This is a genomic window from Agriterribacter humi (assembly GCF_009192765.1).
GTDB classification, from domain to species: domain Bacteria; phylum Bacteroidota; class Bacteroidia; order Chitinophagales; family Chitinophagaceae; genus Agriterribacter; species Agriterribacter humi.
The window spans coordinates 190,999-212,750 of sequence record NZ_VOHQ01000001.1; the positions used below are offsets into that span (position 1 = coordinate 190,999).

Sequence of the window (21,752 nt, forward strand, 5' to 3'; positions counted from 1 at the left end):
TAAACCATTGCATCCCCTATAGATGAATAAAATTTATTTTCAGGATAATTTCGGACCCGATAAAAACGGAGAAGATTTATGATAAGGGTAGAAATCGACATGGTGGAGTGATGCGGCAATTTTTCTGACAGCCACAGCAATATGGTTTTCTACAGTGCGCGGGGAAATATTCAGTATCTCTGCAACCTCTTTGTAGGTGAGCTCATCCTCTTTAACGAGTTTGTATACAATCCGGCATTTGGGCGGCAGTTCATGAATGGCTTTGTTTACCAATTGCAACAGCTCCGTTGCAACCAACAAATCTTCGGGGTTAGGTACCAGCTCACTGCAAATTACATCTAATTGATTCAGACCCATGACATGGGTATCCGTCTGCCTGTTGATATAATTGAGGCATTGGTTTTTGATTGAAACGTACAGGTAAACCCGCAAATTGGAAATATTGGTGATAGTGGAACGTTTATTCCAGATTTTTACGAAAAGATCTTCTACGATTTCTTCAGCTACTTCTTTAATTTTCACAATGGATGCAGCAAACTGAAAAAGCCCGGTGTAATAATGCCTGAATAACTGTTTAAAAGCATGCTGATCACTAAAAAGAGCAACCTGTTCCTGCAGCGCAAATATCTCTTTTCCGGTCATTACAGATAGTTTAGGACTTATTGGCACAATGAAGTTATTGTTATTTTTATTAAAAAAACAATAACACATTTTTTTGCAATGTATGCATTGGATGTCTTCGCTTATGGCAATCGTTTGCGCTATTTTTTGTAACCCGGTTAAAACCCGGCAAAGGATTTATTTTCTTCATTAAAGACCATGTGAGAAATACAATGCTTTATCCATCCGGCAACACCAGTATTTATAGCCGGTAAAATTACATTTACTGAAATGATATTATCCTGTCACCTTGCAATCACCGGAAACTGGGCAATTCTTAAACGGGTAGCGCCATAAGGTATTAAAATAATTTCTTCTTCTTCTTTTGCCGTCTCCAACTGGTAAGTGACGCTGTATGGAATAGGCCCCGTCATTTCATTGTACAATTGCCAGGATGGGATAAGCCTGGCTTTGGTCTTTATGGAAACGGGCACACTACCCGCATTCCAGGGAAAGTTTGAAATTGCTTTCTCTTTCTCAAACGTATAATGTTCATCCAGCTTATTATCTGCTATATCATTTAGTCCGTAATTCCATGGCGTGGTGGGCCGCACTTCAAAATAACTGTTTCCATAGGCTACCGGATCTTTGTCATTTTTAACCTCCCTCACTTCTTCGCCAATTTTTAGCGCATACACGATTGGTCCGCGTTCAATGGAAACCGAATTTTCATGCCAGGTGTTTTTAAAGATATGCATCGGCAGCGCTAATTCAACCCTGTCACCCGATTTCCATTCACGGTTAATTTTAATAACCTGGTTTCCCACGGCTTCCTGCCAAATTTTATCATTGATCTTTATGACAGCTTTTTTGCACCATGCGGGTATACGCAGGTGAAAAGGAAAAGTAACCGGTTTATTTTTGTTATCCACCTGTAAAGTAAATTTTACAGACTCCCCGAACGGATAATCGGTTTCTTCATTGAACGATATGGCTGTTCCACCTGCAACAATGGCCTTTACTGAACTTGGTGAATAAATCAGTGCTGCAAGTCCTTTATCGGGTGTGGCATACCACAGGTTTTGAGTAAATTTTGGCCACCCCTGATGCATGTTCGATGTGCAACAGGGATAACCTGTAAGCAATCCATAACACAGATCTGTTCCGCCATGATTAACATCAAAATTTCGCGTATGCCTTGTTATCATTACCTGGTTTGCCTGCTGAAAATACTGCCTCCGCATAAAATCGTCAGAAATCTGAGCGGGTAAAGCATTAAAAGCTATCTTCTCAATATGATCCGCATAACTTGCTTTGCCTGTAATGGCAAGTATATTTTCAAGACTGAACATCATTTCAACAGCAGAACATAATTCTGAGCCCTGTGTTGGATTATTTCCATGCAAAGCTTCGTCGCCGCCATAAAGTCCGTGTGCCATCCCGTTGTATTTCCGGATATCTTCAAAACCTTTCTCCGTTGCATCTAAGTATTTTTGTTCAGGATGATGCTGGTAATAAATGATGGGCTCTTTTATTCCCTGGGCAAGGTTTACACAATGAATGCTTCCCGGATTGGAAAGCATATCGGTATGTAAAAATGCATTTGTATAATCAAAGGTCTGCCTGTGAAGCAGATCGCCCAATTCAAGCAGAAACTGATCGCCTGTTATATTATAAAGCCAGTAAACAATCATTAAATTATCACCTCCCCGGTAACGTGCCCAAAAAGTCCAGTGATCAAGCGGTTTTTGGGGAAGTTCTTTCAATTGATATTTAAAATAGTTCGTCATGAGTGTAATCACTCTTTGATCATGGGTTGCACTATAATACTGCTTCAAGATTTTAAGCATTACCATTTTTGGCCACCAGTCACGGCTATTGTCTCTTTGAAGGCCCGGCTCAGCGGTATAGTCTTTAGCAGGCCCAAAATATCCATCTGGCTGCTGACTGTTTATAGCCCACTCAATCCAGGGCTTTGTTTTTGCGATCAGCGCCTTATCACCCAAAATATAGGCAAGCGGCAAAAGTCCGTCTATCCAGTATGGGCCGCGCTCCCATTGATCTCCGTCACCACCCAGCCAGCCATTCCTGTGGTTCATTACCAGCGGATAAAGGGTATCCAGGTTTCCTGTTGCGCCATTTTTTTGCCTGGTCAGCATCTCTTTTAACCATCCCTGCGGTTTAATGGCTCCCAATGGAAGTTCCGTATATGGGTTTGGCCGGAGTGGCGCACGGCTATGGGTATAATCTCCGGAACCATTTTTTTTGTTTACCTGCCCAACTGCATGAAGCATGAAACTTATAAAAAGGAATGACAGGAAGATTTTTTTCATATGCTGTTTTAAAGGGCTTTAAAATATTTAATTTGAGTTAGCATCTTAAACAATAAAAAATTAAGGTACCGATTTTATATCTACCTCCCCAATTGATGCGGGGCGATAAGAAATATTTGACCTAAATATATGGACTCATTATTGCATTTGTCTTAATTTCAAATAAAACATTCAGGTTAAACCACAAAACTATCGGCAATGTACAGGCGGCAATTTATAAAACACAATTCGCTGGCGGCACTGGGGCTGGCCTTCAGCCCTTTGCAGTTTGCCGGCGAAACAGGAGGCGGGGGCAATCTCCATTTTATTAGCCCCATTGACGGAGACATGCTGCATAAACATGATGGTATAGTAATGGGCGAAACATTACAGGCCCTGGTAAAAATTGCGGCGCCTGCCAACAGTTCTATTACCGTGAATGGTATACAGGCAAAAAAGAGTAATGGAATTTTTACGGCTGAAATAGCTTTGGCTAATTTTCAAAATGCAATTGAACTGAGTGATAAAAAAACCGGAATACAAAAAAACATCACGGTATACTGGCTTAAAAACCTGGCAGATAATTACAGGCTTTCTATTGATGATGCGGTATGGTTTTTAAAAGACATCAACGCCAATACATCCACGTATAGTTCAATCTTCAACAACCCCTTTCTCGGATTTTTAAAAGAGGTACATGATGCGTATGACACTAAAGTGCATATCAATATCTTTTACGAAACCGATGGCTTCAACCTTTCTCAAATGACCGATCAGTTTAAAAATGAATGGCGGGCTAATGCCAGTTGGTTGCAGCTTAGCTTTCATGCAAAAGCGGAGTTTCCTGACAATCCTTATATACACGCCGGTTATGACCAGGTAAAAACAGAATGCGATGCGGTAATCCAACAGATCAGGCGTTTTGCAGGAGATGAATTAACGGGACCAGTTACCACCCTGCATTGGGGCGAAGTGCCGGTTGAAGTATCCAGGGCGCTGAGAGACGCGGGGTATACGGGACAACTATGCGACTTTAATGTAGACGATAATTTGTCTCCTTGTTCCTATTACTTAAATGTGGAGCAAAGAAGACATATTAATAAACGATTTTTATGGAGAGATAATAAAGAAGCGATTGGTTTTATAAAAAGCAGTATCATTATAGATACAAAAAAAACAGAGCACATCATTCCTTATTTAGATCAATATGAACAACAAGGCCGTAAACCACCTTATGCAGATTTACTGATACATGAACAATACTTTTATCCGGGTTACCATAACTATCAACCCAATTACCGGCAAAAAGTATTAACCGCGGTAAAATGGGCGGTGGAAAAAGGATATACGCCTGCATTTTTAAAAGACTGCATATATGAATAGTATCCCATTCACCTTAAACCATATTATCAAACGCATGATCGCCGCCTCCGCGGTTAGTGTCTTCGCTAACCCCATAATCACAAAATCTAAATGGAATGCTTATACACCGGTAATATTAATTATCCTACTGGGAACAAGTAGCCTTTTCACTTCCTGCAAACAAAAACCGCCAGCAGCGACAGACGGGTTAAGGGTTCCGGAAGGATATACGATAGAGCGGGTAGCGGGGCCAGATCTGCTCTCCTACCCCATGTTTGCCAGTTTTGATAACCAGGGCCGGCTTTTTGTAATTGAATCGAGCGGAAAAACAACGTCTACTGAAGATGTATTAGAGAACCCAACTTTTCAAATCCGGCTTTTGGAAGATATGGATGGCAATGGAATTTATGATAAGAGCGTCGTATACGCAGATCATATTCCCTACCCAATGGGTGGCTATTTTTACCGGGGGAGCTTATATGTAGCCGCGCCGCCTAACCTCATGCGCTTTACGGATGCGGATGGAGATGGCATAGCCGAAAAGCGGGAAGCAGTATTGAGCGGATGGGTGCTGCATCATAATGCGGCCACGCTGAGTGGACCTTTTATGGGGCCCGATGGCTGGTTGTATTTAGCCGACGCCCGGCGCGGATTTAGCATTAAAACAAAAGAAGGCGACTCCCTAACGGGAAAGGGTGCACGAATTTGGCGTTGCCGGCCCGATGGAACGGGATTGGAATCTGTTTCGGGCGGAGGCTTCGACAACTCCGTAGAGATTGCTTTTATGCCTTCGGGCGAAACAATAGGAACAATGACCTATTTCACCGATCCTAAAGACGGGTTTCGTGATGCCGTGATGCACTGGGTGGAAGGCGGCGTGTATCCCAAGCCCAACAGCGTTATTGAAGAAGACCACCTGAAGTTAACGGGTGAACTGATGCCTGTGATGACAAAGCTGGCGCGGATATCTCATGCGGGTATAATGCGCTATCGCGGATCGGCGTTTGGCGCCGCATTCAAAGGCAATCTATTTACCGCCCAGTTTAATACGGGGCGAATTATGCGGCATATTATTACCCCGGAAGGCGCTACGTTTAAAACTGCAGACGAACCTTTTATGCAATCCGATAGTTTGGATATGCATCCAACGGATATACTGGAAGATGCGGATGGCAGTTTGCTGATGGTGAATACCGGCGGCTGGTTTATTGCGGGCTGCCCACTTTCTGTGGTGGCTAAAACCAACGTATTGGGTGGCATTTACCGCATTCGCAAAACGGGTGCGCCGGTTGTAAACGATCCCTGGGGAAGGAAATTGAATTTTAAAGAGATGCCCGTACCTGATCTTGTTAAATATATGATGGATGATCGGCCTTTTGTTCGCGACAATGCTATAGAACAAATTGTTATAACCGGTGAACCGGCTGTTGATGCACTTAAAAATGCAATACCCACTATTAAAGATGAAGAACTGCGTGCGGCAGCAGTGTTTGCCCTTTCGCGCATAAACACCGCATCCGCAAAAGAGGGTGTGCGTAAAGCATTGGATGATCAAAGCGTTATTGTACGTACCGCGGCAGCGCGCATGGCGGGTATAGCAAAAGACAAAGAGGCACTGAGTAAGTTAATGCAAATGGTGCGGCAAGATGAAGCCCCCGCCCGGCGGCAGGCCGCAACAGCGCTTGGCCAAATTGGCGATGAAAAGGCGGTAGCGGCACTTCTAAGCGCTTCCAAAAACCCTGATGACCGTTTTGTAGAACATGCAATAATTTATTCGCTCATCACCCTGAAAAAAGTGGCACCACTGACACTTGCATTAAACGATAGCTCTGTTAATATGCGTAAGGCGGCATTGGTGGCGCTCGATCAGATGGACGGTTCACCCCTGCAAAAAAATCAGTTAACAGCTTTTCTGTCCGATGGAAACAAAACAATCCGTAATACAGGTATATGGGTGGCGCTGCATCATCCCAACTGGAGCGACATTGTAACCAACTTCCTGCAAAAACAATTAAATACAGCGGCATTGCCGGTGGAAGAACGATCATCATTACGTGAGCTCATGGTAGCGTTCAGCAACGACGACAAGACCTTGCAAAATTTCATTGGAGCCCAGTTATCAAGTTCAGCAACACCGGTTGAAAAGAAAATGTTTTTGATGGATGTAATTGGCCGCAGTGCGGTTCAAAACATTCCTTCTGCATGGATAAATCCATTGGGTAATCTATTAAAAGGCGATAATGCAACACTCCGTTCCGCGGTATTAGATTTAATTGAATCGCATGGCATTAATACATTGAACAAAGAACTCAATCAAATTATACAGGACACAAAGCCTCCCACTGCTTTCAGGCTTAAAGCTTTCAGTGCACGATTAAAGTCGGAGAAATTACTTTCCGATTCGGAATTTCAATTGCTGTTTCATTTCTTAGATAAAGATCAGGAATCGCCCGTCAGGCAATCTGCAGTGCGTTTGCTTGCCCAGTCTAATGTAAGCGACACGCAATTGCTATCCCTGGCAAAAGAACAAGTGGCGCAGGCGGATGTTTTTTTACTGCCTTCGCTTATTACTGCGTTTGAAAAAAGCAAAAGTGAAGAAGTAGGCAAGGCACTGATAGCAGCACTGCAATCTTCCACCAACGGGTTGGGCAGCCTGTCTGTAAAGGACATGCAAAAATTGTTTGACGCATACCCGTCATCCGTGCAGGCATTGGCCGAACCCCTTATGAAAACACTGCAAGATCAGCAGGCGTCACGTTTATCGCAGTTGGAACAATTAGAGGCCTCGCTCAAAAGAGGCGATGTGGGAGAAGGGCGCAATCTTTTCTTTAGCAAAGCCACCTGTTTCACCTGCCACTCTGTAGAAAAGAATGGGGGGCAGTTTGGGCCTGACCTGACAAATATCGGTGAAATCAGATCGCGGCACGATTTGCTGGAAGCCATTGTATACCCCAATGCCAGCTTTGCACGGGAGCATGAAACATCAAAAATAATAACCAAAACCAATACGTACACAGGCATCATCACCGAACAATTGCCGGATGCCATCATAGTAGCAACCGGCCCCGGTTCCATCATGCGGGTACCGCGCAGCGAAATCAGTTCCATTGAACTGCAAAATGTTTCTATGATGCCACCCGGATTAGACAAGATATTAGACAAACAGGAACTGGCTAACCTGATGGCCTACCTGGTTTCTTTACCTGACGGACTGGGACAAATAAAAAGTCACTAAACTTTGAAGACAATGGAAAAAAGAATCCTTATTTTTCTGGCATTCATTTGCGCATTAACATTTATCGCGACAGGAAATTTTGCGCAAACCAATGCATCCTTATTAAGTGCCAGAGACACAAAAACCAACAAAACGATTGAGCTCTTCAATGGCAAAAATCTAAAAGGCTGGTACACTTTTATTAAAGGGCGGGGAAGAGGCAGCGATCCCCAAAAAGTATTTACGGTTAACGATAAGATGATTAGGGTTTCGGGTGAGGAATGGGGTTGCATTACTACCAACAAAGAATATGAAAACTTCACGCTAACTGTTGAATTTAAATGGGGAACAAAAACATGGGAACCACGTGTAAAGAATGCAAGAGACAATGGTATACTGGTACATTCTACCGGAATGGATGGCGGTTATGATGGTACCTGGATGCACGGAATTGAATGCCAGATTATAGAAGGCGGCACGGGCGACTTACTGGTGGTTGGCGATAAAACTGAAAAGTTTGCTATTACCTGCCCGGTAGCAACTGAAAAACAGGGAGGCAGTTATCTTTTTCAGCCGGATGGCAAGCCTGTTACTATTCATGGCGGGCGCATTAACTGGTATGGCCGCGATGCAGACTGGGAGGATGTAATTGATTTTAGGGGGAAAAGCGATGTTGAAAAACCAGTGGGGGAATGGAACAGGATGGAAGTTGTTGCCAAAGGAAATGATATCTCTATATTTTTAAATGGCGTGCTGGTAAATCAGGCCATGCAGGTTAAACCCGCAAAAGGACGGATACAAATTCAATCCGAAGGCGCGGAAATGCTGATAAGACGGATCGAACTCACGCCAATAAGTACAGAATAGCGGGGATAGCCTGCTAAAAAAAGTATCCCGCTAATACTGCGGTTACCGGACACGGTGAGTATAGAATCTGCCATTATCTTACTTCAATGAACAGGAAAGTGAAACTTAAAATCTGTAATAAAAAACAAATGTCGCATAAGCCGCCACTGAAACCGATTGTGCTTGGATTCTTTATTTTTTTTATTGGTGCAGGTACAGCTTTTGCCCAGCAAATACGCATTGGGGTTTTTAATGCGAATGTTACGCCACCAATCGGTAGCCCGGTGGCGTATGCTACAGCCCGATCCATTATGGATTCGCTCAGCGCCAGGGGAATCGTTATTCTTTCGGATGAAAAGCCCATTGTATTATGCGCTGTAGACTGGATAGGTATTGGAAATGAAGGGCTGGAAGTATGGCGCCGGCGTTTGGCGGAAGCGGCTAATACCAGCATTGAGCGGGTGTCGGTACATGCACTGCATCAGCACGATGGTATTCATTGCGATTTTACCATGGCAAGGATTATGGATGAATATGGTATGGGCGGCATCCGCTTTGATACCGCATTTTTACACGCGGCTATTCAGCATGTATCCGATGCCATTAGTAAGGCTGTAAAAAATACACAGCCCGTTACGCATCTTGGTTTTGGACAAGCAAAGGTTGATAAGGTAGCTTCCAACCGCCGCATATTAGACGAAAACGGTAAGGTGAAAATTATTCGCTGGAGCGCCACTACCGATTCCGCCGCTATAGCCGCTCCGGAAGGGCTGATTGACCCCTGGCTGAAATGCGTGAGTTTTTGGAATAATGAAAATCCGTTAGCCATAATGACATATTATACTACACATCCTCAAAGTTATTATGGAGACGGTGATGTAACCTGCGAATTTATTGGCATAGCCCGTAATGCAAGAGAGAAAGAAACGGGGGGCATTCCACATATTCATTTTAACGGCGCCAGCGGCAATATTGCAGCCGGCAAATACAACGATGGCTCTAAAGCCATGCGACCAGTGCTGGCAAACCGGGTAGAAACTGCTATGCATGAAGCCTGGGAGCAAACTAAAAAAACAGCAATAAGCGGAAAAGATATGAGCTGGAAAAATACGGAGGTAAAACTCCCCCTTGGAAAAAACATATTGGAGGCGGAATTGAGAGCCACCTTATCGGATGAAAAAAAATCAGCAGCGGAAAAAGTGGCGGCGGCAGAAAAATTAGCCTGGTACCAACGGTCTGTAGCAGGCCAAAAAGTAAATATATCCGCTCTGCGGTTAGGCAAGGTATGGTTGCTGAATTTACCGGGCGAACTGTTTGTAGAATACCAGTTAGCGGCCCAAAAAATAAAACCGGGTGCACAGGTATGCACAGCCGCCTATGAAGATTACGGTCCGGGTTATATTGGTACTAAAATATCCTATACCCAGGGCGGTTACGAAACCAGTGGTATTGTTTCAGGTACGGCGCCCGAAGTTGAAAAGGTATTAATGAAAGCTATTAAAAAAGTGTTGAAATAAACGATAAACTCAAATTGAAACGGATGTTCCCCTGTAACTTGTAACCTGCAACCTGAATCAATCTTAAAATTCACCTACCTCTCTCAATAATCCCCCAATGTTTCCGGCAATTGGGCCAACGCTTTTTGTAATTGTTCATCGTTTGGAGCTATTCCATGCCACTCGTGGTGACCTTCCATAAAATCTACCCCTTTTCCCATAATAGTATGCATCATTATGGCAATGGGCTTACCCTTTCCGGTAAGTGATTTTGCTTTGTTTACAGTGCCGATCAGGTCATCAATATCATTACCGTTGGTTTGAAGAATTGTCCAGCCAAAGGCTTCAAACTTTTTGCCTATATCGCCTAAATCCATCACCTTTTGCGTGGGACCATCAATTTGCTGACCGTTCCAATCAATAGTGGAAATCAGATTATCTACCTTATTGTGGGCCGCAAACATAATAGCTTCCCAGTTTTGTCCTTCGTCTAATTCACCATCTCCGTGCAGGGAAAAAACAAGTTTATCGTCATTATTCAATTTTTTAGCGAGTGCCGCACCTATAGCCACGCTCATTCCCTGCCCCAGCGATCCTGAAGCCACTCTTATACCAGGCAAATGCTCATGGGTGGCCGGATGCCCCTGAAGCCTTGAATTTATTTTTCTAAAACTGGCCAACTCAGTGATCGGAAAATAGCCCGACCTGGCAAGCGTAGCATAAAACACCGGTGAAATATGCCCGTTTGAAAGAAAAAACAGGTCTTCACCCTTACCATCCATATTAAATGAAGGGTCGTGTTTCATAATATCAAAATAAAGTGCGGTAAAAAAGTCAGCACATCCCAATGATCCTCCCGGGTGTCCGCTTTGGCAGGCATGTACCATTCTTACTATGTCTCTCCGGATCTGTGTGGCTATGTCTTTTAATTCTGGCATAATTTTTCGCTTTTAAAATGGTGCCAAAGCTAAATAAACTGTTGGATATAAGTAGATAGGATTGCATTTTTTGAGAAATATAGTTTTATTTCTCAATACTAACATATTATGCCAACCGTTTTATACAGGCAGTACGTATCAGTAGTACAGTGTATAATCTTTCGTTCTTTGCATTGTATTTATGCAAATAAAATAATTATCATATTTTCGCACCTTTAAAGCGAACCGGATGGAAATCATTTTGCTGGCAACTATTTTAGCTTTCGTTATTACATTTACTGCAATACCTGTAATTATTAATGTATCTGAAATAAAGAAGCTGTACGATCTGCCGAATGCAAGAAAGATACACGCTATGCCGGTTCCCTCACTGGGCGGACTGGGCATATTTGCAGGTTTTATCATTTCCTGCCTCATGACCATTTCTTTCAGCTCTGCTCCCGGTTTTCAATATTATTTTGCGGCGGCATTGGTTATATTTTTTCTTGGACTGAAGGATGATATTCTTATCCTTACCCCAATGAAAAAGATCATAGGGCAAATTATAGCCGCTTTTATTATTATTTATAAGGGAGGGATTGTTATCAAAAGTATGCACGGTTTTCTTGGGGTAAACGAACTGCCCGAAGTAATTAGTTTAACCTTAACCTATCTTACCGTAATTGTAATTATCAACTCCTTTAATCTTATTGATGGTGTTGACGGGCTTGCGGCGGGGCTGGGGATTTTTACCACATTAACTTTTGGAGTATATTTTTATGTTGCCGCCCATGCAGAATATGCGGCCCTTGCTTTTGCCATGTGCGGCAGCCTGCTGGCTTTTTTAATTTTCAACCGGTCACCCGCACGTATTTTTATGGGCGACACCGGTTCTTTATTAATAGGATTGATCAATGCCATTTTGGTAGTTCAGTTCATCAATATTGCAGATTCACCCGGAGCCACAGTACCTTTGCATGCGTCTCCTGCAATTGCGATTGCCCTGCTTATCATTCCTTTGTTCGATACACTAAGAGTTTTTTCCATCCGTATATTTAACCGGCGTTCACCATTCAGTCCCGACCGCAACCATATTCATCACATTCTGTTAGACAGAGGAATGACGCACAAAGCGGTGAGTTTTACTTTAATTGTGGTAAATATTTTCTTTGTTGCCGTTGCGTATTTCTTAAGTTTTCTTAGCATTAATATTCTTATCCCGCTTTTAATAACACTTGCATTTGCGGGCTTTGCATTGGTATACCTGCGCAAACCCAGGCTTATGGTTGTTGCCAATGGGAATACTGAAGATATCCTGCAACTTACCAAGCCCAAGCCTTCCAGGATCATGCCTTTAACTCCTGCAAAAAAAGCGGCTGAACGTAACTGATTTCCATATTCATTTTATTCTTTCCATTTGTTAGCTTTGCAACGTATTTAATTTTTTTAATTATGTCAGAAGAAGTATCATTTGTTTTAGATGTTGGTGAAGATGCCATGAAAAAAGCAATCAGCCATTTGGAAGTGGAACTGGGAAAGATCAGGGCCGGAAGGGCTACACCCCAGATGCTTGACGGACTGGTTGTAGATTATTATGGATCGCCAACGCCTATTAGCCAGGTAGGAAATATTTCAGTAGCTGATGCCCGTACCTTAACCATTCAGCCATGGGAAAAAAACATGCTCCAGCCCATTGAACGTTCTATTATTGGAGCCAATATAGGCGTAACCCCGCAAAACGATGGAATAATTATACGCCTCTTTCTTCCCCCGCTAACAGAGGAAAGAAGAAGGGAACTGGTTAAAAAAGTGCATGCCGAAGGAGAGCAGTCGAAAGTAGCTGTGCGCAGTATACGCCGGGACGCAATAGAAGATATTAAAAAGTTGCAGAAAAACGGGTTAAGTGAAGATGCGGGCAAAGATGCAGAAAAAGAAATTCAGCAACTCACCGATAAATATATTACGTTAATAGACAATTATCTTGCCTCCAAGGAAAAAGAAATGATGGCGGTGTGATTGTAAACAGCAGGTAGTAAGTGGTGAGGAGTGGTAAGTGAGTGATAAATAGAGTTTATCGTTTCATGGGTGAGAAGAGAGAGGTGAAACGTGAGTGGTGAGATGGTGAGTGGTAAATAGTGAGTGATGAGTAAATACAGGGTGCGAGATGAATCTTAATCAGGTAATCATGGCTGTTATAAAATTAAAAAACATCAGTACCCGCGCACCTAAGCGTTATAATAAGGAAAAAACAAAAATAAAGACAGAAGAAATACTACTTGAATTGGATGACCTGCAAAACCTGCTTTTTGCAGAAGGCAAGCATGCCATATTAGTAGTAATACAAGGTATGGACGCCAGTGGAAAAGACGGGGTTATACGGGATGTATTTGGAGAACTTAATCCGCAGGGCGTAACCGTTAAGTCATTTAAAGTACCGACTGAGGAAGAAATGGCACATGATTTTTTATGGAGAGTACACGCCGCCGCACCCCGCAAAGGGGTAATACAGATATTCAACAGGTCGCACTACGAGGATATACTGGTAACCAGGGTGCATAAATGGTGCGATGATGAAACGGCTAAAAAAAGAATGAAGGCCATCAATGATTTCGAGTCCCTGCTTACGCAGCACAACAATACCCATATTCTTAAATTCTACCTTCATATTTCTCCCGAAGAACAACAGCAAAGATTAAACGAAAGAATACATGACCCGGCTAAAATGTGGAAGTACAATGAGAAAGATTTCGAAGAAGCCAAACACTGGGACATTTATATGAAGATGTATGAGGATTGCTTTGCACATTGCAATGCCGTACCCTGGCATATCATTCCGGCAGATCAAAACTGGTATAAGGAGCACCTCATTGCTTCTGCTCTGCACTCCACGCTGAAACAGCTCAACATGCAATATCCCGGTTTAAAGAAGTAGCATAATAACTACCGGTGTATTTTTTGTGTATAACCCCTCTCCCTTCAAATTAAAAAAATTATACATTGAAATAGATATTAGTATTATATTCAGTGAGATTTTTTTTCTAATCTTAAAAAACCAACACTATGGGCTTCATTAAAGATTTTAAAGATTTTGCATTAAAAGGCAATGTAGTAGACCTGGCCGTTGCCGTAATCATTGGCGGTGCTTTCGGAGCAATTGTTTCCTCACTTGTGGATGACGTTATTACTCCTTTACTGCTCACGCCTGCCTTAAAAGCCGCGAATGCAGAAAACCTCGACCAGTTAATGTGGGGCGCTGTAAAATATGGTAAATTTCTTTCGGCGATCATCAAATTTGTGATTATTGCATTCATCCTGTTCCTCATTATCAGGGCCATGAAAAGCTTGCAGAAAAAAGAAGTTGCTGCTCCTGCCGCTCCCTCTTCTACCGACAAATTACTGATGGAGATACGCGATGAGTTAAAAAAATAATTGGTAGCAACCACTCTGGTGCATTATTTGTGTAAAAACCTGGTATTCCTGAGTACCAGGTTTTTATTTTATACAGGAACAAAACGTTTTTTATACTTTCGCGCAAATTTTACAACCATGAAAAAAATCTTACTTAGTGCTTTCCTTGTTTCTTTTGTTTTTACCACTGTGTTATATGCACAGGATCCTACCGTATCAGAAATGCGGGATGCGGCAGGAAGAGCTATCACCAAAGACCCGAATGATACGATTCCCCAGGTTTGGAAAAAGGGCGGACTTTTCAGTGTTAATGTAAACCAGGGCGCTTTAAGCAACTGGGCTGCGGGTGGCGACAAGTCATCTTTATCCGTTGCTGCTCTTCTCAACTTATATGCTTTTTACAAAAAAGACAGGCATATCTGGGATAACACATTAGACATTGCTTATGGTTTTGTAAACACAACCAGCCTTGGAAGCAGAAAAGCAGATGACCGATTTGATTTTCTTTCCAAATACGGCTACCAGCTTGGCAAAGGAAACTGGTATGCCAGTGCATTATTTAATTTCAGAACGCAGCTATCAAAAGGATATGCTTATCCTAAAGACCAGGACAAAATACTGACTTCAAATTTTCTTTCGCCGGCCTATATATTGCTTTCACCGGGTGTAACTTATCAGCCCAATGAAAATTTTTCCGTATCGCTTTCTCCTGCAACAGCAAGATGGACGATTGTAAACGATGATGGATTATCGGATGCCGGGGCATTTGGTGTAGATCCGGGAGAAAAGGTAAAAACTGAATTTGGCGCTTTTGCTTCTGTAAATTACAAAGCCAATATCAGCGAAAACGCATCTTATGTGGGGCGGCTTGATTTGTTTTCAAACTACCTGAATAATCCACAGAATATTGATCTTTATATGACCAATATGCTGCTGGTAAAGGTAAACAAACTGATTACGGTAAGTCTTTCACTGGATATGATTTATGATGATGATGTAAAAACAATTGATGCAGACGGTAATCCGCGTGGTCCAAAACTTCAGCTCAAAGAGCTGATGGGCATTGGTTTATCTTATCGTTTTAAAAACTGATTTTCGTTTCTTACATTTGCTGCGTCCCGTTTCGGTTACATTGTGTAAAACCGGCGGGACGTAGTATTTAAATATTGCATAGTGAATACAGAATCATACCAGATCAAGCTACCCCAATTTGAAGGTCCCTTTGACCTTTTATTATTCTTTATCGAAAGGGATGAACTTGATATTTATGATATACAGATCACAAAAATCATCAATGATTTTGTAACCTACATGCACGGTGCGGAAGATTTAAGTATAGAATTGAGCAGTGAGTTCATACTTTTTGTATCCACACTTATGCGCATCAAAGCAAAAATGCTGCTGCCCCGCAAGGAAATAGATGAGCAGGGTAATGAAATTGATCCGCGCCAGGAACTGATTGATAAATTGCTTGAATACAAACGGTTTAAGGAAGCTTCTATAAAAATGGCAGAAATGGAAGCGATTCGCATGCTGATGGTAAAGCGGGGTAATATTCAAAAAGAAATGGTGCAGGTGGGTGAAGATGCAGGTGAAGGCACCGAAATACAAACCATTACCATGTTTAAGCTGATGAAGGCTTTTGAAAGGGTAATGCAACGGTTGCATGATCGCAATAACAAGCCCCAGCATGTGGTATATAATTATCATTATACCATGGAGAGCAGCAGGGAATATATGCTTGATATGGTACATGCTGAAAAAACGGCGGCATTCGAAAAGGTTTTTGAAATTTGTGAGAACCGTATACACGCCATTTTTCTTTTTCTTTCTTTGCTTGAACTGGTACAACAAAAATACATGAGCATCATTACCGGTGAAGGCAGAAACAATTTTATCGTGGAATGGAATGAAAACAGGGAGGAACTGGTATCTCTTGATGAAGTAGGGGAATGATAGCTGCCAGCTATCAGCCGTCAGCTATCGGGTGAGTAATTACTAACGATATGAATTGATCGCTGAAAGCCGATCGCTAACTGCCATAATCTCTGCAAAAGCATTTACAACCCAAACGGCTACTATTTTTATTACATGAAATCAAACGCTATCCTTTTTCTTCTTTTTCTGCTGCCCCTGTTTTGTGCTGCGCAGGATAGTCCTTTGCAATGGGAGGCAAACAGCCAAAAAAACAGTGCCGCTTCCTATACGATTACGATAAAGGCCAGCCTTGCCGAAAAATGGCATGTGTATGCAGATTCTATTACAGATCTGGAACTGGAAGGATTGCATATAAGCTGGGACAACGACAATATTCAAAAAGACGGAAAAACTACTGCCACCCCCGGGGCAACAATAATAAAGGATCCCGTTTTTGAAAACCGGGAACTGCATGTATATACCGGCAATTTTACACTCGTCCAAAAAATAAATATTACAGGCGATGTTCCTGCGTCGCTTAAAATAGCATTACATGGTTTTGCTTCTAACAATGAAGCGTTTATTCCGCTTGAAGAAACAAAAAACATACAGTTCGAAGGTGGCATAGCGCCTGTTGCTGCCAGCCAGATTAAATTGCAGGGAGTGGATCTTAAGCATCCCGTATTACCCTGCGGCGATGCGCATGCATCAGGTCAGAGTTTACTTACTGTTTTTTTTCTAGGCCTTGTGGGGGGAATAATCGCCCTGCTTACGCCGTGCGTATTTCCTATGATCCCCGTTACCGTTTCTTTTTTTACCAACAGGGCATCAAATAAAAATCAGGCGATACGCAATGGTATATTATACGGCTTTTTCATTTTCCTTATTTACGTTTTAGCCAGTATCCCATTTCATGTTATCGGCAATGTGCAACCCGAAATATTTAATAATATTTCAACCAATGCATGGCTCAATGTTTTTTTCTTTGCCGTTTTCATTTTTTTTGCTGTTTCATTTTTTGGTTATTTCGAAATAAACCTGCCTGCAGGCATCGCCGGTAAAGCAGATGCAAAAAGTAGTTTGGGTAGTATAAGTGGTATATTCTTTATGGCGCTAACCCTTGTTATTGTATCTTTTTCCTGTACCGGTGTAATATTGGGCACTTTGCTTGTGGGTACCGCATCCGAAGGTGCATGGTCGCTCACCACCGGCATGGCAGGATTTGGAACCGCCCTGGCATTGCCTTTCGCGTTGTTTGCCATGTTTCCCAACTGGTTAAAATCGCTGCCCAAAAGTGGCGGGTGGCTGGATACGGTAAAAAAAATACTTGCATTTGCAGAACTGGCACTGGCCTTTAAGTTTCTTTCCAATGCCGACCTGGTAGAACACTGGGGCTTGTTGAAACGGGAAGTATTTATAGGCATTTGGCTATTGATTGCATTGGGACTGGGTTGTTATCTTTTTGGATGGTTAAAGCTTCCTCATGATTATAAAGGACAAAAAATATCGGCAACGCGCAAAGTGCTGGGCATATTATCCTTTATTTTTGCGGTATATCTTGTGCCGGGCCTCACTCCTTCGCATTATGCCAATCTTACCTTATTAAGCGGGTTTCCGCCACCATTAAGCTACAGTGTATATGGCAAAAAAAACGTGCATGGCAAAGGTGTTGAACCACATGTAATAAATGATTATGAAAAAGCGGTGCAGCTATCCGCGGAGCAAAACAAACCTATTCTTATTGACTTTACCGGGTGGGCCTGTGTAAACTGCCGCAAAATGGAAGAACAGGTTTGGACCAAGCCTGAGATTTCATCTCTTCTTACAGAAAAATTCATCCTCGTTTCATTGTATGTTGATGACCGTAAAAAACTCCCCCCATCCGAAAGATTCACCTATACTTTCCCCGGTGGAAAAGAGAAGGATATTGAAACCATAGGCGACAAATGGGCTACTTTTCAATCTGAAAATTTCGGGCAATCTACCCAGCCACTGTATGTTATCTTAAACCATGAAGGCAAATTAATGACCCATCCTGTTGGCTATACGCCAGACGTTAAAAAATACGAAGACTGGTTAAACTGCGGGCTGAAAGCATACACATCAAATCAATAAAAAATCGCTTACATTTAGGTTAACTAAACTAATCGTGTTATGCCCATACGGATGACAGACGATCCGCAGGATCAACAGGAACAATTTAATGATGGTGGCGGCGAACAAAGAGGCGGAGGCGGTTTACGTGGCGGTGGTGGCGGGCTGTTGGCTTTTTTACCCCTTTTACTGCGGATTTTTGGAATTAAAGGAATTTTGGTAATCGCAGCTATTGGAATAGGAGGTTATTTTTTACTGGGGCGCAGTGGTTGCGGGAATATCGTAAGCCAGGCAGGGCAACTGGCTACCGGAGGAATACTCGATCCACGGCAATTTCAGAAAGCCAGCATTTATGAAGCATTAGAAGAAGATGATACAAAAAACCCATTACCCGAAGCTACTAACCTGCAACGCTATGCGCCGCAGGTAGGCAACCAGGGAGAACAGGGAAGTTGCGTGGCCTGGAGCAGTGCCTACGCAGCAAGAAGCATACTGGAAGCCGCCCGTACGGGGCAAGCTGCCGACCAGGTAAAATTCAGCCCCGCTTTTTTGTACAACCAGATCGGGCTCGATGGCTGCCAGGGCTCTTATATCATAAAGGCTATGGAATACATGACCAGGCAGGGTTCATTGCCTTATGAACAATTTCCGTACAATGATCAGAATTGCACCCAGCAGCCCTCAACCAATTTAATTCAGCAGGCAGGCGAATTTAAAATGCGCGGCTTTAACAGGCTAACCAAAGGGGATAACACCGAAGAACTGGATATGCGGGCTATTAAAGAAAATCTTGCCCAGGGCGCCCCTGTTGTAATAGGAATGATGGTTGGAGAAAGTTATATGCAAAACATGCTGGGAAAAGATGTGTGGTATCCCGGGCCGGGTGATGCCGGCATGATGGGCTTTGGCGGCCATGCACAATGCGTAGTAGGTTATGACGATACAAAATATGGCGGCTCTTTTTTAATCATGAATAGCTGGGGACCCGAATGGGGAAACAACGGATTTGCCTGGGTGCGCTATCCTGATTTTAACAGATACGTAAGAGAAGCCTATGGATTAGAACCTATGGCAAAAGCCGGTAGCGCCGCCAATACCCCTTTTGCATGTGAAATTGGTTTGATGGAAGTGCAATACGATGGAAAAAAAACAAGTCCGAAGAGTTACATCCCATTACGCGTAAATGCCGGCAATCGTTTCGAAACCACTATGCCCGTTAAAGTCGGTACAAAATTTAAAATGGAAGTGAAGAATACTACCGAATGCTACATCTATGTATTTGGTAAGGAAACCGATGGCAGCAGTTATACCTTATTTCCTTATCCCAACGCCAAAGATCCTTCGACAACAAAGTACTCACCTTTTTGCGGCATTACCGGCTACCGGCTGTTTCCAAAAGATAAAAGCATGATGCCCGACAGTATTGGCACCAAAGATATGATGGTGGTGGTGGTAAGCAAACAGCCATTGGATTGGTATAAGCTCAATCAAACGATCAGCCAGCAACCACAAACTGATTATGCTGTACGGGTAAATAATGCTTTACGTACCCAAAGTACATCCAATATCCGGTACGAAAGCACAGCAACAGGTACTATTAAATTCCAGAGTGCTGCAGGAAATAACCAGGTAGCCACATGTGTGGTAGAAATAAGCAAACAATAAATAACCGTATTGCCAAAAATATTTCCTGAAAACAAACCTGCCGTATGAACGCATTTATTAAACTGGTCCGTAACCCGCTAAAGTTCCGCATGTTCTTATTTTTGAAGTTGCCCGGCGCTTATTTTTCGGGTGTAAGAATAAAATCTATTTCAGAAGAAAAATGCGTGGTAACGGTACCGTATAAGTGGTTTTCAGGAAACCCGTTTGGTTCCACATATTTTGCCTGCCTGGCTATGGCCGCCGAAATGAGTACCGGTGCCTTATGCCTGGCTAATGTTTACAAGCGCAGCCCCTCTGTATCCATGCTGATAACAGATATGAGCGCAGCCTATTATAAAAAAGCTACTGATCTTACATCCTTTGTATGCAGAGACGGGATAGCGCTACGGGATGCAATAGAGGAAGCCATCGCCGCCAATGGCGATAATATGATTACTGTACAAACCTCCGGAACCAATGAGGCAGGAGAGTTAGTGGCCGTGTTTAATTTCACCTGGTCATTTAAGGTTAGGCGCAAATAAGCGGACTATGAAAAAAATAGTTTTCATCTTTTTTATTGTGTTTGCTGCAAAAGCCAGTGCCCAGTATGCAAAAATATATCCATCCAACTGGTGGACCGGAATGAACAATCCCAAACTACAATTATTATTACATGCCGGATTTGATATTGCCGACGAAACCATGCAAATCAATTTTTGTTAAAAAGCTGGCTCTTTTTAGAAAGCATTCTCCTGCGCTTACTACCGGTAAGCTCATGCAGTTTGTTCCTGCAGACGGGGTATACGTTTATTTCCGTTACAATGAGCAGCAAACCATAGCTGTTGTATCCAATAACTCCAAAGAAGCAAGGACAATAGCATCTGCACGATTTGCCGAACGTACCAATTGTTTTTTGTATGCGAAGAATATTACTACAGGTGATATAATACAATCTGAAGTATTTTCAATACCTGCCAATACTACATGGGTACTTGAGTTGTAAAAATAGGGTGCTTTCGCTCTGCGATGCGCTCTGCCATTGTCCGGATGTATGGTTTACTATATATCTTCAACCTATATTTGCGGCAATATTAGAGCCGTGCACACAGAAAAGCAAACGTTTTACATCATGAAAAAAAATCAAGTTATTTCCGGCAATCCTATTCCCGGTGAACCGGTACATGTACCAGATTTTACAGTTGGCGTGTCGGTAGACTGCGTGATCTTTGGTTTTGACGACAATAAACTGAAAGTTCTCCTTATTAAAAGCGATATGCAACCCTATAAAGATCATTGGTCGCTGCTTGGAGATATTGTTAAACCAGATGAAGATATTGATGCTGCTGTTTCGCGGATTGTAAAAGACCGCACGGGGTTAAATGATGTATATATGGAACAGGTACGCACTTTTGGCAAGGTAAACCGGCATCCCAAAGGAAGGGTAATAACCATTTCCTATTGCTCTCTTATTAATATCAGGCATAATGAATTAAAAATCCTGGATAATGAATTACACTGGCATGATGTGCATGAAATTAAAGAAATGGCTTTTGACCATAAGGAGATATTAGACGCATGCTATAACTGGCTTCAGTACCGGATGCAGGAACACCCATTAGGATTACGCTTACTGGAAACAGAATTTTCGTTGCGCGATCTCCAGCTTTTATATGAAAATATTCTGGGTGAAAAAATGGACAGAAGAAATTTCCGGAAAAAATTTTTTAGTATGGGATTGCTCATTGATACGGGTGTGCTGGAAAATAATGTACCTCACCGGCCGGGAAAATTATACAGATTTGATTATGAAAAATATGGAAAAACGAAAAAAAAGAAATGGCTGGGCATAGATTTTTAAACAGTAGACAGCACACCCGATAAAATATTTTACATAAAAAGGCCGGACTGAAAAAGCCCGGCCTTTTATAAACCCCTAAACTAA

Annotated in this window: 19 protein-coding genes; 16 read left to right on the forward strand and 3 right to left on the reverse strand. The window is 42.5% G+C overall.

The window, feature by feature from the left end; all coding sequences use genetic code 11:
- Positions 1 to 39: 39 nt before the first annotated feature.
- Both FRX45_RS00670 and FRX45_RS00675 read right to left on the reverse strand, forming a co-directional pair.
- Entirely contained in the window at positions 40 to 642 is a 603-nt protein-coding gene (locus FRX45_RS00670) for an RNA polymerase sigma-70 factor (RefSeq protein ID WP_152266460.1), read from the reverse strand.
- A gap of 263 nt (positions 643 to 905) precedes the next feature.
- Positions 906 to 2,933 (reverse strand): beta-L-arabinofuranosidase domain-containing protein, encoded by a 2,028-nt coding sequence (locus tag FRX45_RS00675; RefSeq protein ID WP_152266461.1) that lies wholly within the window; start codon positions 2,931 to 2,933, stop codon positions 906 to 908.
- Positions 2,934 to 3,131: 198 nt separating this feature from the next.
- Between FRX45_RS00675 and FRX45_RS00680 the strand changes: the two genes are divergently transcribed.
- The 4 genes from FRX45_RS00680 to FRX45_RS00695 all read left to right on the forward strand — a co-directional run bounded on the left by FRX45_RS00680 (position 3,132) and on the right by FRX45_RS00695 (position 9,851).
- Positions 3,132 to 4,295, forward strand: a complete 1,164-nt coding sequence (locus tag FRX45_RS00680; protein WP_226804813.1) for a hypothetical protein — start codon at positions 3,132 to 3,134, stop codon at positions 4,293 to 4,295.
- Positions 4,288 to 7,509 carry a PVC-type heme-binding CxxCH protein gene (locus FRX45_RS00685; protein ID WP_152266462.1) on the forward strand — a complete coding sequence of 1,074 codons (3,222 nt, stop codon included), beginning with the start codon at positions 4,288 to 4,290 and terminating at the stop codon, positions 7,507 to 7,509. Before FRX45_RS00680 ends, FRX45_RS00685 begins: the two co-directional genes overlap by 8 nt.
- Before the next feature lie 12 nt (positions 7,510 to 7,521).
- Positions 7,522 to 8,355, forward strand: coding sequence for a 3-keto-disaccharide hydrolase (locus FRX45_RS00690; RefSeq protein ID WP_152266463.1), 834 nt, complete (start codon positions 7,522 to 7,524; stop codon positions 8,353 to 8,355).
- Between the two features lie 86 nt (positions 8,356 to 8,441).
- Positions 8,442 to 9,851, forward strand: coding sequence for a hypothetical protein (locus FRX45_RS00695; protein WP_152266464.1), 1,410 nt, complete (start codon positions 8,442 to 8,444; stop codon positions 9,849 to 9,851).
- An 83-nt stretch (positions 9,852 to 9,934) separates the two neighbouring features.
- On the opposite strand, the gene FRX45_RS00700 is transcribed toward FRX45_RS00695, so the two are convergent.
- Positions 9,935 to 10,768, reverse strand: a complete 834-nt coding sequence (locus tag FRX45_RS00700; protein WP_152266465.1) for a transketolase — start codon at positions 10,766 to 10,768, stop codon at positions 9,935 to 9,937.
- Between the two features lie 229 nt (positions 10,769 to 10,997).
- Here FRX45_RS00700 and FRX45_RS00705 point away from each other — a divergent pair, with 229 nt between their 5' ends.
- The 12 genes from FRX45_RS00705 (at position 10,998) to FRX45_RS00760 (ending at position 21,668) form a co-directional block, all read left to right on the forward strand.
- Positions 10,998 to 12,137 carry an MraY family glycosyltransferase gene (locus FRX45_RS00705; RefSeq protein ID WP_152266466.1) on the forward strand — a complete coding sequence of 380 codons (1,140 nt, stop codon included), beginning with the start codon at positions 10,998 to 11,000 and terminating at the stop codon, positions 12,135 to 12,137.
- 62 nt (positions 12,138 to 12,199) lie between these two features.
- Positions 12,200 to 12,763 (forward strand): ribosome recycling factor, encoded by a 564-nt coding sequence (frr, locus tag FRX45_RS00710; RefSeq protein WP_152266467.1) that lies wholly within the window; start codon positions 12,200 to 12,202, stop codon positions 12,761 to 12,763.
- Between the two features lie 169 nt (positions 12,764 to 12,932).
- The gene (locus FRX45_RS00715) at positions 12,933 to 13,679 is read left to right on the forward strand and encodes a PPK2 family polyphosphate kinase (protein ID WP_152266468.1); all 747 of its coding nucleotides are present in this window, start codon (positions 12,933 to 12,935) and stop codon (positions 13,677 to 13,679) included.
- A 128-nt stretch (positions 13,680 to 13,807) separates the two neighbouring features.
- Positions 13,808 to 14,176 (forward strand): large conductance mechanosensitive channel protein MscL, encoded by a 369-nt coding sequence (gene mscL / locus FRX45_RS00720; RefSeq protein WP_152266469.1) that lies wholly within the window; start codon positions 13,808 to 13,810, stop codon positions 14,174 to 14,176.
- A 117-nt stretch (positions 14,177 to 14,293) separates the two neighbouring features.
- Complete coding sequence (locus tag FRX45_RS00725; RefSeq protein ID WP_152266470.1) at positions 14,294 to 15,247, forward strand: DUF3078 domain-containing protein; 954 nt, start codon at positions 14,294 to 14,296, stop codon at positions 15,245 to 15,247.
- 81 nt (positions 15,248 to 15,328) lie between these two features.
- Positions 15,329 to 16,111 (forward strand): segregation and condensation protein A, encoded by a 783-nt coding sequence (locus tag FRX45_RS00730; RefSeq protein ID WP_226804815.1) that lies wholly within the window; start codon positions 15,329 to 15,331, stop codon positions 16,109 to 16,111.
- Between the two features lie 135 nt (positions 16,112 to 16,246).
- Positions 16,247 to 18,187, forward strand: coding sequence for a protein-disulfide reductase DsbD family protein (locus tag FRX45_RS00735; protein ID WP_152266472.1), 1,941 nt, complete (start codon positions 16,247 to 16,249; stop codon positions 18,185 to 18,187).
- Between the two features lie 39 nt (positions 18,188 to 18,226).
- Complete coding sequence (locus FRX45_RS00740) at positions 18,227 to 19,831, forward strand: C1 family peptidase (protein WP_152266473.1); 1,605 nt, start codon at positions 18,227 to 18,229, stop codon at positions 19,829 to 19,831.
- Between the two features lie 44 nt (positions 19,832 to 19,875).
- Entirely contained in the window at positions 19,876 to 20,352 is a 477-nt protein-coding gene (locus FRX45_RS00745) for a DUF4442 domain-containing protein (protein WP_152266474.1), read from the forward strand.
- Positions 20,353 to 20,359: 7 nt separating this feature from the next.
- Positions 20,360 to 20,533, forward strand: coding sequence for a cyclomaltodextrinase N-terminal domain-containing protein (locus tag FRX45_RS00750; protein ID WP_152266475.1), 174 nt, complete (start codon positions 20,360 to 20,362; stop codon positions 20,531 to 20,533).
- Positions 20,484 to 20,813, forward strand: a complete 330-nt coding sequence (locus FRX45_RS00755) for a cyclomaltodextrinase C-terminal domain-containing protein (protein ID WP_152266476.1) — start codon at positions 20,484 to 20,486, stop codon at positions 20,811 to 20,813. Before FRX45_RS00750 ends, FRX45_RS00755 begins: the two co-directional genes overlap by 50 nt.
- 126 nt (positions 20,814 to 20,939) lie before the next feature.
- Positions 20,940 to 21,668 carry an NUDIX hydrolase gene (locus FRX45_RS00760; protein WP_152266477.1) on the forward strand — a complete coding sequence of 243 codons (729 nt, stop codon included), beginning with the start codon at positions 20,940 to 20,942 and terminating at the stop codon, positions 21,666 to 21,668.
- Positions 21,669 to 21,752 lie beyond the last annotated feature (84 nt).

Coding starts and splice junctions, on each gene's coding strand:
- FRX45_RS00670 (WP_152266460.1), bottom strand. CDS start 642: ATGACCGGAAAAGAGATATTTGCGCTGCAGGAACAGGTTGCTCTTTTT.
- FRX45_RS00675 (WP_152266461.1), bottom strand. CDS start 2,933: ATGAAAAAAATCTTCCTGTCATTCCTTTTTATAAGTTTCATGCTTCAT.
- FRX45_RS00680 (WP_226804813.1), top strand. CDS start 3,132: ATGTACAGGCGGCAATTTATAAAACACAATTCGCTGGCGGCACTGGGG.
- FRX45_RS00685 (WP_152266462.1), top strand. CDS start 4,288: ATGAATAGTATCCCATTCACCTTAAACCATATTATCAAACGCATGATC.
- FRX45_RS00690 (WP_152266463.1), top strand. CDS start 7,522: ATGGAAAAAAGAATCCTTATTTTTCTGGCATTCATTTGCGCATTAACA.
- FRX45_RS00695 (WP_152266464.1), top strand. CDS start 8,442: ATGAACAGGAAAGTGAAACTTAAAATCTGTAATAAAAAACAAATGTCG.
- FRX45_RS00700 (WP_152266465.1), bottom strand. CDS start 10,768: ATGCCAGAATTAAAAGACATAGCCACACAGATCCGGAGAGACATAGTA.
- FRX45_RS00705 (WP_152266466.1), top strand. CDS start 10,998: ATGGAAATCATTTTGCTGGCAACTATTTTAGCTTTCGTTATTACATTT.
- frr (WP_152266467.1), top strand. CDS start 12,200: ATGTCAGAAGAAGTATCATTTGTTTTAGATGTTGGTGAAGATGCCATG.
- FRX45_RS00715 (WP_152266468.1), top strand. CDS start 12,933: ATGGCTGTTATAAAATTAAAAAACATCAGTACCCGCGCACCTAAGCGT.
- mscL (WP_152266469.1), top strand. CDS start 13,808: ATGGGCTTCATTAAAGATTTTAAAGATTTTGCATTAAAAGGCAATGTA.
- FRX45_RS00725 (WP_152266470.1), top strand. CDS start 14,294: ATGAAAAAAATCTTACTTAGTGCTTTCCTTGTTTCTTTTGTTTTTACC.
- FRX45_RS00735 (WP_152266472.1), top strand. CDS start 16,247: ATGAAATCAAACGCTATCCTTTTTCTTCTTTTTCTGCTGCCCCTGTTT.
- FRX45_RS00740 (WP_152266473.1), top strand. CDS start 18,227: ATGCCCATACGGATGACAGACGATCCGCAGGATCAACAGGAACAATTT.
- FRX45_RS00745 (WP_152266474.1), top strand. CDS start 19,876: ATGAACGCATTTATTAAACTGGTCCGTAACCCGCTAAAGTTCCGCATG.
- FRX45_RS00750 (WP_152266475.1), top strand. CDS start 20,360: ATGAAAAAAATAGTTTTCATCTTTTTTATTGTGTTTGCTGCAAAAGCC.
- FRX45_RS00755 (WP_152266476.1), top strand. CDS start 20,484: ATGCCGGATTTGATATTGCCGACGAAACCATGCAAATCAATTTTTGTT.
- FRX45_RS00760 (WP_152266477.1), top strand. CDS start 20,940: ATGAAAAAAAATCAAGTTATTTCCGGCAATCCTATTCCCGGTGAACCG.